This is a genomic window from Phenylobacterium sp. LjRoot97, from assembly GCF_964254345.1.
In the GTDB taxonomy this organism is placed as follows: Bacteria; Pseudomonadota; Alphaproteobacteria; order Caulobacterales; family Caulobacteraceae; genus Phenylobacterium.
The window spans coordinates 3,386,402-3,399,456 of record NZ_CAXUTH020000001.1 but is presented as its reverse complement, the minus strand read 5'-3'; the positions used below and the strand labels follow the sequence as shown (position 1 = coordinate 3,399,456).

General features: G+C 68.3%; 9 protein-coding genes. 8 read left to right on the top strand and 1 reads right to left on the bottom strand.

From position 1 onward, the window contains the following. The first annotated feature begins 64 nt into the window (after nt 1–64). From ACSQ2H_RS16695 to ACSQ2H_RS16675, 5 genes are all read left to right on the top strand, one after another. On the top strand, nt 65–1,795 hold the full coding sequence (locus tag ACSQ2H_RS16695) for a CIA30 family protein (protein ID WP_436062507.1): 1,731 nt from the start codon (nt 65–67) through the stop codon (nt 1,793–1,795). 329 nt (nt 1,796–2,124) lie between these two features. Beyond that, nucleotides 2,125–5,139 (top strand): TonB-dependent receptor plug domain-containing protein, encoded by a 3,015-nt coding sequence (locus tag ACSQ2H_RS16690; RefSeq protein ID WP_436062506.1) that lies wholly within the window; start codon nt 2,125–2,127, stop codon nt 5,137–5,139. A gap of 204 nt (nt 5,140–5,343) precedes the next feature. Next, on the top strand, nt 5,344–5,556 hold the full coding sequence (locus ACSQ2H_RS16685; RefSeq protein ID WP_436062505.1) for a hypothetical protein: 213 nt from the start codon (nt 5,344–5,346) through the stop codon (nt 5,554–5,556). A gap of 4 nt (nt 5,557–5,560) precedes the next feature. After that, complete coding sequence (locus ACSQ2H_RS16680) at nt 5,561–5,899, top strand: MarR family winged helix-turn-helix transcriptional regulator (RefSeq protein ID WP_436062504.1); 339 nt, start codon at nt 5,561–5,563, stop codon at nt 5,897–5,899. 150 nt (nt 5,900–6,049) lie between these two features. Further along, nucleotides 6,050–6,517 carry an Lrp/AsnC family transcriptional regulator gene (locus tag ACSQ2H_RS16675; RefSeq protein WP_436062503.1) on the top strand — a complete coding sequence of 156 codons (468 nt, stop codon included), beginning with the start codon at nt 6,050–6,052 and terminating at the stop codon, nt 6,515–6,517. Here ACSQ2H_RS16675 and ACSQ2H_RS16670 read toward each other — a convergent pair. Continuing rightward, nucleotides 6,514–7,197, bottom strand: coding sequence for a TetR/AcrR family transcriptional regulator (locus tag ACSQ2H_RS16670; protein ID WP_436062502.1), 684 nt, complete (start codon nt 7,195–7,197; stop codon nt 6,514–6,516). The two genes, ACSQ2H_RS16675 and ACSQ2H_RS16670, sit on opposite strands and share 4 nt — an antisense overlap. Between ACSQ2H_RS16670 and ACSQ2H_RS16665 the strand changes: the two genes are divergently transcribed. From ACSQ2H_RS16665 to ACSQ2H_RS16655, 3 genes are read left to right on the top strand one after another with little or no spacing between them, the layout of a single operon-like run. Beyond that, a complete protein-coding gene (locus ACSQ2H_RS16665) occupies nt 7,196–8,344 on the top strand; it encodes an efflux RND transporter periplasmic adaptor subunit (RefSeq protein WP_436062501.1) in 1,149 nt (382 codons plus the stop codon). The genes ACSQ2H_RS16670 and ACSQ2H_RS16665 overlap by 2 nt on opposite strands. 24 nt (nt 8,345–8,368) lie before the next feature. Then, nucleotides 8,369–11,593: an efflux RND transporter permease subunit gene (locus ACSQ2H_RS16660; RefSeq protein ID WP_436062500.1), complete on the top strand. Its 3,225-nt coding sequence runs from the start codon at nt 8,369–8,371 to the stop codon at nt 11,591–11,593. Next, nucleotides 11,590–12,993, top strand: a complete 1,404-nt coding sequence (locus ACSQ2H_RS16655) for an efflux transporter outer membrane subunit (RefSeq protein WP_436062499.1) — start codon at nt 11,590–11,592, stop codon at nt 12,991–12,993. Before ACSQ2H_RS16660 ends, ACSQ2H_RS16655 begins: the two co-directional genes overlap by 4 nt. The last annotated feature ends 62 nt before the right edge of the window (nt 12,994–13,055 follow it).

The following is a 13,055-nucleotide window of genomic DNA, read 5'->3' as shown; positions in this document are numbered from 1 at the left end:
GGGGGTGCAGGTGAGCGTAGTTCGAAACGGGTGGCGTGCCGCCGGCTTGGTTGCGGTGGGCGGAATGCTGGCGTTCGCCGGCGCTGCGCAGGCCCAGGGACGCCCCGTGGCGATCATCGGCGCGACCGTGTTCGACGCCACCGGCGCAGCGCCGCAGGTGGCCAACGTCATCATCCAGGACGGCCGCATCGCCGACGTCGGCCCGGGCGTGAAAGCGCCCCGCGGGGCTGTGGTGATCGACGCCAAGGGCAAGGCGCTGCTGCCGGGCTTCTTCGACGTTCACACCCACTGGACCCCGGCCGGCGACCCGCGGATTTCGCCGCAGATCGCCAACGCCTATATCGCCGCCGGCGTAACCACTGTGAACGACTTCCACCAGCAGCCGGAATCGTTCGAACCGCGTCGCCGGTGGATCGCCTCGATGGCCTCGCCGCATGTGAACTTCGTCGCGCGCATGAGCACGCCGGGCGGCCACGGCGCCGACTGGGCCGACCGCGCGACGACCAAGTGGGTGAACTCGCCCCAGGGCGCGCGGATGGAAGTGAAGGCGCTGGTTCCCTACAAGCCCGACTTCATCAAGGCCTTCGCCGACGGCTGGCGCTATGGCGCGTCGGCTGACAACACCAGCATGGACGAGGGCACGCTCAGCGCGCTCGTCGACGAGGCGCACCGCAACAACCTGAAGGTCCTGACCCACACGGTCACCGTCGACCGCGGGGCGATCGCGGGCCGCGCCAAGGTCGACGTCATCGCCCACAGCCTGCAGGACCGCGAGGTCGATCAGGCGACCATCGACGCGATCAAGGCCGGCGGCACCGCGTACGCGCCGACCCTGGCGGTCTACGATCCGGGCAAGGCCGGCCCGGCCCAGAGCGAGGAGGCCCGCCGTCGCAGCGAGCAGAAGTTCGGCTACGCGCTGCACAACGTAAAGGCGTTGCACGACGCCGGCGTGACCATCGCGCTGGGCACCGACGCGGGCATGACCGGCACGCCGCATGGGACCTCGACGCTGAAGGAGCTGGAACTGCTCGTCCGCGCAGGACTGACGCCGTCTCAGGCGCTGATCGCCGGCACCGCCAACAGCGCCAAGGTGCTGGGCGAACTGGACGACCGCGGCACCATCGAAAAGGGCAAGCGCGCCGACATCGTGCTGATCTCCGGCCAGCCCTGGAGCAACATCGCCGACGTCTACAAGACCGACCGCGTGTTCGTGGACGGCGTCCAGGTGCACGGTCCGGGAACCAAGCTGCCGGCCGCCAACAGCCAGAAGTCGATGCCGCTGATCAAGGCCAAGGGCCCGCTGATCGACGACTTCGAGAGCGCCCGCTCGAACTACGACACCCTGCGCATGGACGACATGGACGGCGGCATCGACCGGACCGTCCAGGTGGCGCAGGTCATCAACCGCACCGACGCCGACCACGCGCTGAGCATCGCGGCGCGGATGTCGGCCAAGGACGACGCCAACGCCGGCGTGATCATTCCGCTCAGCCGCGGTTCGGTCGAGCCTGTCGACGTGCGTGGCTACAAGGGCGTGCGCTTCGAACTGCGCGGCGACGGCAAGGCCTACGACCTTGGCGTCAACACGCAGAACGGTCGCTGGATTGCTGAAGTCGCCTCGGGCTCGGAGTGGGCGACGGTCGAAGTGCCGTTCAGCGCCCTCAAGCGCACCAGCGGTCGGGGCGCCGGGACCGGACCCTGGACCGGCGACGACGTCCTGGAGATCACCGTCGATGGCGGCCGCCCCGCCGGCGAGAAGATGTGGCTCGAGATCGATAACGTCAGTTTCTACTGAGGATCTGAGTCTTCCCTGCGTCTGGTTACTGAGCGCACGCGTCGGCCCCGCCGCCGCGTGCGTTCTGCTGCGCGTCAGCGGGCTGTCGGCTTAAGTTTCCGTTCAGTTGTCGCCAATACTGGCGGCTTCGCGCGTCCGATCGGTGGCGGCAATGCCACAGACGCCGTTATTTCTCGCCCGGTCAAAGCGAGAAGGGTGACGTGGCGGCAATGATCAGGTGTTTGTCACACCAATGTCGATCTTTGCTGTTCCGGCTGCAAATTGACACAGTACACTTATGGGTTGAGGGGATAATCTCAATGAATTCTCGTATGTCTTGGCGAAACGCCATGCTTGCGACCTCGGCGCTCTGCGCCCTCTCTATCGCTGGCGCGGCCAACGCTCAGACGGATGGCGACCTGGTCGAAGAAATCGTCGTCGTCGGTTCGCAAATCGAAGGCGCGAAGGTCACGGCGGCTCTCCCCGTCACCGTGGTCGATCAGGCGCAGCTCGCGAACGTGGCCGCCACTTCGGGCGACGACCTGTTCCGCTCCATCCCGCAGATGGGCGACGTCAGCTTCAACTCGAGCTACCTGCCGAACTCCAGCAACAGCGCCCGTGGCGACGTCGGTTCGGTGAACCTGCGCAACCTCGGCGTCGGCAACACCCTGGTCCTGCTGAACGGCCGCCGCGTGGTGGCCCACCCGACCAGCCGGGCGGACGAGAACCTGGTGCCGGTGCTGACCTACAACACCAACGCCATTCCGGTGAACGGCCTGAAGCGCCTGGAAGTCCTGCGTGACGGCGCCGCGGCGCTGTACGGCTCGGACGCCGTGGCCGGCGTGGTCAACACCGTGCTGCAGGACGACTTCGACGGCCTGACCGTCGATGCGCAATACGGCGCCGCCGAAGGCACCAACATGCGCGAGTACGAGTTCAACGTGCAGGCGGGCCGCAACTTCCACGAAGGCCGCGGCAACATCAGCCTGTTCGCCAACTACACGAACCGCACGTCGCTGAACGCCTGGGACCAGGACTTCACCTCGTCGTCGGACAAGACCCCGCTGTTCGCGGGCACGTCGTATGCCGGCAACGTCACGCTCGACGACCGCCTGACTGCGACGCCGTGGTCGAGCCTGACCGCCGCCGGCGGCATCGTCCGCCAGAACGGCGTGGCCCTGACCAGCACCACCGGCGCCTATCACATCCAGCCGTCGACGAACTCGGCCTGCGCCGCCCAGCTGGGCGGCGGCATCTGCCTCGCCTCGGGCGCGGCGGCCACCTCGGCGACCGGCGCCGACCGCAACCTGCGTTTCGACACGGGCAGCTTCAACACCTCGGTCATGCCCGAGCTGGAGCGGGTCAATCTGTTCCTGACCGGCAAGTACGACATCACTGACGACGTGCGTGCGTTCGGCGAAGTCGGCTTCTACACCGCCACCACCCATGCGGTGCAGACCTCGACCACCAATCTCAGCACCCTGCCGATCGCGATCGCGGCCACGAACTACTACAATCCGTTCGGCGCCACGACGATCAACGGCCAAGCGAACCCCAACCGCTTGGCGGGCCTCAGCGTCGGCGCCGCCGGCGTCGGTTCGACGATGAACGCCTACAACTTCGTCGACGTCGGCCCGAACCGCGTCGATGTCGAGAACGAGCAGTGGCGCTTCCTCGGCGGCCTGAAGGGCCAGAAGTTCGGCTTCAACTGGGAAGGCGCGCTGCTCTATTCGAAGGCGCAGGTCGAAGACACCTCGGACGGCATCAGCGCCACGGCTCTGCAGCGCCAGATGGCCCTGGCGACGCCGGACGCCTACAACCCGTTCAACGGCGGCAGCCTGGACAACCCGAGCATCGGCGACAACCGCCCGAGCTCGCAGGCGGCGATCGACGCGATCCGCGTGAAGACCGTCCGGAAGAATACCAGCAGCTTGGCCATGGCCGACTTCAAGGTCTCGAAGGTCGACCTGTTCCAGCTGCCGGGCGGCGACCTCGGCTTCGCGGCCGGCGTCGAGTACCGTCGTGAAACCCAGAAGGACGACCGTGACGCCCGCCTGGACGGCACGATCAACTTCACCAACTCGGCGACGGGCGTGACCTACGCCAACGACCTGGTCGGTTCGAGCCCGTCGCCTGACACCAAGGGCTCGCGGAACGTCACCTCGGCCTATCTCGAGTTCGCGATCCCGCTGGTCTCGCCGGACATGGAGATCCCGTTCGTCCACAACCTGGAAGCCCAGGTCGCCGGCCGCTACGAGAGCTTCAGCGACGCTGGAGACGTGGCCAAGCCGAAGGTCGCCATGGCCTGGGACGTCATCGACGGCCTGCGCTTCCGCGGTTCGTGGGCTCAGGGCTTCAAGGCCCCGAACCTCGAGCAGGTCAACGCCACCCTGGTGACCCGTTCGAACAACCGCCGCGACTGGTACCGCTGCGACGCCGACGTCCGCGCCGGCCGTCTCGCCAGCCTGCAGGCCTGCGCCGCCCCGGCCACGGCCGAACGCCGCTCGGGCAACCCTGAGCTGAAGCCGGAAGAGTCGGAGACCTGGGGCGTGGGCGTGGTCTATGAGCCGCGCTTCATCCCGGACGACTTCGGCCGCTTCACCTTCACCGTCGACTACTGGCGCGTGAAGCAGGACGGCATCGTCGGCCTGTTCGGCGGCGGCAACGCCATCACCGCCGACTACCTGGCGCGCCTGAACGGCTCGTCGTACGCCAGCGTGGTTCGCGCCGCGCCGACCGCCGACGACATCGCCGCCTACGCCGGCACCGGGCTCGCCCCGGTCGGTCAGATCCTCTACATCACCGACCAGTACCAGAACCTGCTGCCGCAAGAGGCTCGCGGCCTGGACATCGGCGTGATGTGGAGCCTGCGCGGCACCCAGTACGGCGACTTCAGCGTCAACTTCAACGCCGCCCACCTGATCAAGTTCTACCGCTCGCCCTCGCCGGGCGTGGCCGAACTGATGGCTGCGCAAGCGGCCGGCGAGATCGACCCGACGATCTTCATCGGCGGCGGCGGCGATCTGGTTCGCCAGGACGGCCGTCCGGAGTGGAAGTGGTCGGCCTCGGCGACCTGGAGCTACGACCAGTGGACCGTCGGCGCGTTCACCCAGTACGTCGGCGACGTCGAGGACACCGCCCTGGTGGACTCGGCCGGCACCCCCTGGGTGGTCGACTCGCAGCTGACCGCCAACCTCTACGGTCAGTATGAGTTCACCGAAGGCCTGGCGGCCAACACCCGCCTGCGTCTGGGCGTGCGCAACCTGACCGACGAGAAGCCGCCGCTGGCGTCGGACGGCTATCTGGGCGCGCTCTACCAGCCCTACAGCCGCTACTGGTACGTGAGCGTCCGTAAGTCCTTCTAAGGACCGACGGAAACTTCAAAGACAAAGCGCCGGCCGGTTCCGAGAGGAACCGGCCGGTTTGCTTTTGGGGCCCGCGCAGCGCGGCGGCGCCGACCGCCGATCATCGCCGCGCCGCCGCGTTCAAGGCCGGCACAACGCGCCGAAACCGCGCAGTCGGAAGGCTAGGGATAACAACGACGAGACAATTGGTTTTGGAGGCGGACAATGAAGCTGTGGGGTCAGATTTCGATCGAGCTGAATGTCGGCGACTATGTCGAAGCGGCCGAACACCAGCGCCGCCTGGAGGCGTTGCTGGTGCAGGTGAGGGCGGCCTATCCGGAGGCGACGCTGCTCATGCGCGAGCGACGTGAGCGTCGGCCGACGCCGTCGGTGCGACCGCTGCCGGCCGAACTCGCGGCGGTCGCCGCGGATGGATGAGCCGATGCGGTCACGGCAAGCGCTCATTGAGGCCCTGGCGCTGTTCCGTAACCTCAACCCGACCATCACCGTCAACGAGATCGCGGCCTTCCTGCATGTTTGCGACGAGGAGGGGCTGACGATTCAGCAGCTGGCCTCGGTGGCTCAGATGACCGAACCGACGACCTCGCGCAGCATTCGTTCGTTCGGGCCTCCTCAGTCGGAGTGGGCAAGGGCGCCGGCCTGCGGGCTGGTCGAAGCGTTCCTCAATCCGAACGATGGCCGCAGCCGCGTGCTGCATCTTACTGCCGCCGGGCGCGAGGTCCGCGATCGGCTCGACGCGATCGTCGGGGAGGCGCCCTGACCGGCGCGACTGCTTTCGTCGGTGAAATCAGCCGATCTACAGCAGACGCGGCGCCTTTGACGCGCGGGCGTCGCCGTTAGTCGCGAACGCCATGGACCTGGTCATGGCCCCACGCCATTCGATCGTTGCGAACGGCTGGAGGAGCGCGCGATGGAGATGCAGCTCGATCGATTGGACCTGCGGATCTTGTCGGCGTTGCAGGTGTCCAACCAGACCAGCGCCCATGAGCTGGCCTGCCACGTGCCGCTTTCGCCCTCGGCGATCCAGCGGCGGATCCGGAGCTACCGCAGCAACGGCGTCATCGCCGCGGACGTCTCGGTGCTCGATCCGCGGCTGGCGGGCGACCACATCTCGGTGATGGTGATGATCCAGTTGGCCCAGCAAGGGCCGGCGCGGGTCGCGGACGTGCGTGCCCGGCTCTGCCGCTCACCCTACGTGCAGGTGGTGATGGAGCTGTCGGGCGCCTACGACCTGATGTGCATCACGGTGTTCGAGACGATGGGCGCGTTCAACGCCTTCATGGACGCGGAGATCGCCGACCACCCGTCAGTCGGGCGCTTCGAAGCGGTGTTCGTACGGCGGCGCGTGAAGTTCGGCGCCACGATCCCGCTGACCTAGGGATCGATCGCCGCCTGGATGACCCTCGCCAGTCGGCGGCGCAGCGCGGCCTGTCCCTCGACGTCGAGATCGTGGTCGTCGGTGATGGCGCGGGAGATCGCCACGCCCATGATCAGGTCGCCGGCCAGGCGGGCGCGGACGTCGGCCTCCGGGCCGCCCAGATAGGCCGCGAACGGATCGTGGAACCAGGTCCGCATGGAGCGGCGGAGCGGCTCGGCGGCGGCCGGCGACGAGGCCGAGCGCAGCATGATCAGCAGGTGGTCCAGGCCGTCCTGGCGGTCCGGATCGTCGAGGAGCTTGTCCGCGACGCGTTCGCCGAATTGGCTGAGTTCGCCCTGGAAGAGTTCCGTAGCGTCAGGTCCGCAGTTCAGAACCTCGACGAAGAGCTCCTCCTTGGAGCCGAAATAGCGAGAAACCAGCGCGGCGTCGACGCGGGCGTCGGCGGCGATCTCGCGGAGACTCGCGCCGTCATAACCCTCTTTGGCGAAACGACTTTTCGCCGCATCGAGGATTGCTTGTCTCGTCGCCGCCGCGTTGCGCGCGCGCACCGGCGCCACATTTTCGGCCATTTTCGCCGTTCGCTCCCTTGTTGTCATCGGCTGTTGACATATGTAGGCCCTGTCGATGTAAAAGTCATCAACCGTTGACTTGGGCGCTCCCCCGCCCGTGGGATAAATCATGCGTAAGTTTCTCGCGCCGTTCGTCGCAACGGCCGCCGCTGCATTGGTTCTGGCCGGATGCGGCAAGCCGGAAGGCCCCCCGCAGATGCCTCCGCCGGAAGTGTCGGTGGCCACCCCTCTGCGGCAATCGGTCGTCGATTGGGATGACTTCACCGGCCGCTTCGAGGCACCCGAGCGCGTCGATGTGCGCGCTCGCACCAGCGGCTACCTACAGGCCGCCCATTTCCGCGAAGGCCAGTTCGTCAAGAAGGGCCAGCTGCTCTTCACGCTCGACCCGCGTCCGGCCGAGGCGCAACTCGCCGCGGCCCGCGCGCAGGCCAAGTTGGCTGCGGCCGACCTTGCACGCGCGGAGACCTTGCTGAAGGTCCAGGCCATCAGCCGCGAAGAGTACGACAACAAGCGCGCCGCTAGCGAAGTCGCTCAGGCGACCGTCCAGGCCCGCGCGCTGGACCTGGAATTCACCCGCGTCACCGCGCCGACGTCGGGCATCGTGTCTGACCGTCGCGTCGATCCGGGCAACGTGATCTCCGGCGGCGGAGCCGGCGCCGACGTGCTGACCACGATCGTCTCCACGACGCCGATCCACTTCCTGTTCGACGCCTCCGAAGCCCAGCTGCTCAAGGACCAGCGCGCGACGGGCAAGGGCGGCAAGGTGCAGATCCGCCTGCAGGACGAGGCCGACTACCGCTGGACCGGCCAGGTCGACTTCACCGACAACAGCATCGACGGCACGTCCGGCGCCATCCGCATGCGCGCCGTGGTCCCGAACCCGAACGGCTTCCTGAAGCCGGGCATGTTCGCCAAGGCCAAGGTCGAAGGCGGGCAGGCCTATGATGCGCTGCTGGTGCCGGAAGCCGCCATCGTCGCCGACGGCGCCCGCAAGGCGGTCAATGTCGTGGCGGCCGACGGCTCGGTGACCCTGAAGCCGGTCGAGCTTGGCCCGACCACGCAGGGCCTGCGGGTCATCCGCAGCGGCATCAAGCCCGACGACAAGGTCATCGTGAACGGCGGCGTGCGCCTGATGGGTCCGAACATGAAGGTCAAGGCGAAGGCCGTGACCATCGAGCCCAAGACGGCCGCAGCGCAAGCTACGTCCACTGTCACCATTCCCGTGGCCTCGAGCGCCACGCCGGTCGGCGCCCGCTAAGGGCCCGATCCAGGAACGGAATCCATGCGTTTCTCGCACTTCTTCATCGACCGCCCGATCTTCGCGGGTGTGCTGTCGGTGTTCATCGCCCTGATCGGGGCCTTCGCGTTGCCGTTGCTGCCGCTGTCGCAGTATCCGGACATCGCGCCCCCGACCATCGCGGTCACCGCCGTCTATCCAGGCGCCTCGGCCGAAACTCTGGCCGAGACCGTCGCCGCGCCCATCGAGCAGGAAATCAACGGCGTCGAGGGCATGCTCTACATGACCTCGTCGTCGACGGCCGACGGCATGGCGACGATCTCGGTGACCTTCGAGCCGGGCACCGACCTCGACGCCGCCCAGGTGCTTGTGCAGAACCGGGTGGCGCTCGCCACGCCGCGGCTGCCCGAGCAGGTGCGCCAGGTCGGCGTCACCGTGAACAAGCAGCTTTCTGGCTTCCTGCTGCTGGTCGCCCTGACGTCGGAAGATCCGAACGCCGACCTCGACCACATCGGCAACTTCGCGAACTCGACGGTTCGTGATCGCATGCTGCGCATCAAGGGCGTCGGCGGCGTGCAGGTGTTCGGCGGCGGCTTCTATTCGATGCGGGTCTGGATCGACCCGGGCAAGGCCTCGGCGCGCAACCTGACCTCAGACGAGATCGTGGCGGCGCTTCGGGCCCAGAACGTCCAGGCCGCGGGCGGCGCCCTCGGCCAGGCTCCGAACGACACCGGCGCGGCCTTCCAGCTGCCGGTGCAGGTCCAGGGCCGTCTGGCCGACCCGGAAGAGTTCGCCAACATCGTCATCCGCACCGACGCCGACGGACGCGTGACCCGCGTGCGCGACATCGGCCGCGTCGAGCTGGGCGCCCAGGACTACGGGATGCGCGGCTACTTCGACGGCAACCGCGGCATCGGCCTGGCGATCATCCAGCAGCCCGGCGCCAACGCCCTGTCGACCGCCGCCGAAGTCATGAAGGCGGTCGAGGAACTCAAACCGTCCATGCCGCAAGGCGTGAGCTACTCCATCCCCTACAACCCGACCGAGTTCGTCGAAGCGTCCGTCTCGTCGGTGCAGAGCACCCTGTTCGAAGCGGTGATCCTCGTGGTCATCGTGATCATGGTGTTCCTGCAGACCTGGCGCGCGGCGATCATCCCGATCCTCGCCATTCCGGTCGCGCTGGTCGGCACCTTCGCGGTGCAGCTGGCGCTCGGCTACTCGCTCAACTCGCTGTCGATGTTCGCCCTCGTTCTGGCGGTCGGCATCGTGGTCGACGACGCCATCGTCGTCGTCGAGGCGGTCGAACGGAACATACGCCGAGGCATGACGCCCAGGGAGGCGGCCTTCAGGACCATGGACGAAGTGTCCGGCGCCCTGATCGCCATCGGCCTGGTGCTGCTGGCCGTGTTCGTGCCGACCGCGTTCATGCCCGGCATCCCCGGCATGTTCTTCCGACAGTTCGCCGTGACCATCGCGGCGGCCTCGGTGATCTCGCTGCTCACATCGCTGACCCTGTCGCCGGCCCTGGCCGCGCTGCTGCTGAAGCCGCACGTCGAGCACTCGCTCGACACCGGCCCGCGCTGGATGCGGCCGATCAAGATGGCCGGTCAGAAGTTCAACAGCGGCTTCGACTGGCTGAGCGACAAGTACGGCGCGCTGACGGCCCGCCTGGTCCGCGCCAGCATGATCGTGCTGGTGATCTATGCGGGCCTGATCTTGCTGACCGGCTGGCGCCTGACCGCCACCCCGACCGGCTTCATCCCGCAGCAGGACCAGGGCTTCCTGATCGGCGTCGTCCAGCTTCCGCCGGGCGCCTCGCTCGAGCGCACCGACGCGGTCGTCCGCCAAGCCGCGGCGATCGTGCAGGACACTCCTGGCGTCCAGGGCGTCTCGGCCTTCGCCGGTCTCGACGGGGCCAGCTTCTCGGCCATGTCCAACGGCGGCGTGTTCTTCGTGAAGCTCGACGACTGGTCCAAGCGCGGCAAGGAACTGAGCGCCGACAACATGGCCGGCATGGTCATGGGGCGTCTGTCGGGCATCCAGGAAGCGAACATCTTCTTCCTGGCGCCCCCGCCCGTCGAGGGCATGGGCAACGCCGGCGGCTTCAAGATGATGGTCCAGGACCGCTCGGGCGCCGGCTACGCCGCGCTGGAGCAGGCCGCCAATGGCCTCGTCGGCGCCGCTTCGCAGACCCCGGAAAGCACGGTCGGCGTCTTCTCGCAGTTCAACACGGGCTCGCCCCGGGTGACCGCCGAGATCGACCGCGACAAGGCCCTGCTGATGGGGGTTCAGCCCGGCGCGATCTATGACGCCATGAGCACCTATCTCGGCTCGACCTACGTCAACGACTTCAACCTGCTCGGCCGCACCTTCCGGGTGACCGCACAGGCGGAGTCCGACGCGCGGGACGATCCCTCCGACATCGCCGGCATCAAGGTCCGTTCCGCTTCCGGCGGCATGGTTCCCCTGGGCTCGCTGGCCACTGTGAAGGACGAGACCGGTCCGGTCCGCGTGGTGCGCTACAACCTGTTCCCGGCCGCAGAAGTGCAGGGCGGGGCGCCTCCGGGCGTCGCCTCGGGTGATGCGCTCACGGCGATGGAGCAGCATGCGGCCAAGGTGCTGCCGGCCGGCTTCAGCTACGAGTGGACCGAACTGGCCTACCAGGAGAAGGCGGCCGGCAACTCCGGCGCCCTGATCTTCGTCCTGGCGGTGGTGTTCGTGTTCCTGGTGCTGGCCGCCCAGTACGAGGCCTTCACACTGCCGCTGGCGGTCATCCTGATCGTGCCGATGTGTATCCTCGCCGCGATCCTCGGGGTGAACCTGCGGGGCCAGGACAACAACATCCTGACCCAGATCGGCCTGATCGTGCTCGTCGCGCTCGCCGCCAAGAACGCGATCCTGATCGTCGAATTCGCCAAGCAGGCGGAAGAGGACGAAGGGGCCAACCGGTTCGACGCGGCCATCCAGGCGGCCCGGACGCGTCTGCGGCCGATCCTGATGACCTCGTTCGCCTTCATCCTGGGCGTGCTGCCGCTGGCGATCGCCACGGGGCCGGGGGCGGAGATGCGTCAGGCGCTGGGTACGGCGGTGTTCTTCGGGATGCTGGGCGTGACCGTCTTCGGCCTGATCTTCACGCCGGTCTTCTATGTGCTCTGCCGCTGGCTGGCCGCGCGCCTGCCGAAGGCCAAGGGCAAGGAAGAGAAGACCTATCCGACCACCGGGGGCGGCACGCCGCACCACCCGCTCGAGTATGAAGGAGGCGCGAAGTGATCCGCCTTAAGCTGATCTCTGCGCTGCTGGGCGCCACGGCGCTGACCGCCTGCGCCGCCGGACCGAACTACAAGGTCCCGGCGCCGGCGGCCTCGGGGCAGGGGACGTTCATCTCGGCCGAACCGGCGATCGCCGCGGCCGAGGCTCCTCCCGGCGACTGGTGGCGGCTATTCCAGGACCCGACCCTCGATGGTCTGGTCCAGGAGGCGCTGGTCGCCAACAAGGACGTCGCCGTCGCCGCCGCAAACCTCTCGCGGGTGCGGGCCGTGCTGAGCGAAACCCGCTCGGGGCTGCTGCCGTCGACCACCATCTCGGCGTCGGGCCAGCGGGTCCGCGGCCAGGACGTGGTGACGGGTCAGTTCGCCGAGGGCGACCAGTATCGGGCCGGCTTCGACATGTCCTACGAGGTCGACCTGTTCGGCCGCGTGCGACGCAGCCTGGAGGCCAACCGCGCCGATGTGGCGTCCGCGCAGGCTGCGCTCGACGTGGTGCGGGTCTCGGTCGCCGCCGAGACCGCTCGCGCCTATGCCGATATCTGCGCGGCCAACGCCCAGATCGCGGTGACCCGGCGCACCATCGAGCTGCAGCAGAACACCTACGACCTGACCGCACGTCAGCTCGAGGCCGGCCGCGGCACCGCGGCCGACACCTCGGCGGCGGCGACGCAGCTGGAGACCTCGAAGGCGGTGCTGCCGTCTCTCGACGCCCAGCGGTCGGCGGCGCTGTTCCGACTGGCCCTGCTGACCGGCAAGACGCCGGCCGAGGCGCCCCAGGCGGTGCTGAGCTGCCAGACCACCCCGCAGGTGGCCCAGGCGATCCCGGTCGGCGACGGGGCGGGCATGCTCGCCCGGCGTCCGGACGTGCGTCAGGCGGAGCGCGAGCTCGCCGCGGCCACCGCCCGGATCGGCGTGGCGACCGCCTCGCTCTATCCGTCGGTGACCATTGGCGGCGGCATCGCCACCACGGGTGCGCGGACCGGGGATCTAGGCGACGACTACACCTTCAATGTCGGGCCGCTGATCAACTGGAGCTTCCCCAACATCCTGGCCGCCCGCGCCCGCGTGAAGCAGGCGGGCGCCGGGGCCGAGGCGGCGCTGGCCAACTTCGAGAAGGCCAACCTGACCGCGCTGCAGGAGACCGAGACGGCGTTGACCCAGTACGCCCGAGAACTCGATCGCCGCGCCGCGCTCAAGCGCGCCCGCGATGAAGGCGCGACGGCGGCGCGCCTCGCCCGCCTGCGCAACGAGGCTGGCGTCGACAGCCTGCTGAACGTGCTGGTGGCCGAGCGTCAGCTGGCCTCTCTGGAGGCCCAGCTCGCCCAGTCCGACGCCCAGGTGACGACCAACCAGATCGCCCTCTTCAAGGCGCTGGGCGGCGGCTGGGAAACGGCCGGCGAGTGACGCTGCGCAGGGCGAGGGAGCCTCCCTCGCCCTGTCGCCCGCCGCGGCTCCTAGCTGCGGTA

Bases quoted from the DNA above. Each gene is read 5' to 3' on its own strand.
- ACSQ2H_RS16660 (WP_436062500.1), top strand. From the start codon at position 8,369: ATGCGTTTCTCGCACTTCTTCATCGACCGCCCGATCTTCGCGGGTGTG.
- ACSQ2H_RS16665 (WP_436062501.1), top strand. From the start codon at position 7,196: ATGCGTAAGTTTCTCGCGCCGTTCGTCGCAACGGCCGCCGCTGCATTG.
- ACSQ2H_RS16670 (WP_436062502.1), bottom strand. From the start codon at position 7,197: ATGATTTATCCCACGGGCGGGGGAGCGCCCAAGTCAACGGTTGATGAC.
- ACSQ2H_RS16680 (WP_436062504.1), top strand. From the start codon at position 5,561: ATGCGGTCACGGCAAGCGCTCATTGAGGCCCTGGCGCTGTTCCGTAAC.
- ACSQ2H_RS16690 (WP_436062506.1), top strand. From the start codon at position 2,125: ATGCTTGCGACCTCGGCGCTCTGCGCCCTCTCTATCGCTGGCGCGGCC.
- ACSQ2H_RS16695 (WP_436062507.1), top strand. From the start codon at position 65: ATGCTGGCGTTCGCCGGCGCTGCGCAGGCCCAGGGACGCCCCGTGGCG.
- ACSQ2H_RS16685 (WP_436062505.1), top strand. From the start codon at position 5,344: ATGAAGCTGTGGGGTCAGATTTCGATCGAGCTGAATGTCGGCGACTAT.
- ACSQ2H_RS16675 (WP_436062503.1), top strand. From the start codon at position 6,050: ATGGAGATGCAGCTCGATCGATTGGACCTGCGGATCTTGTCGGCGTTG.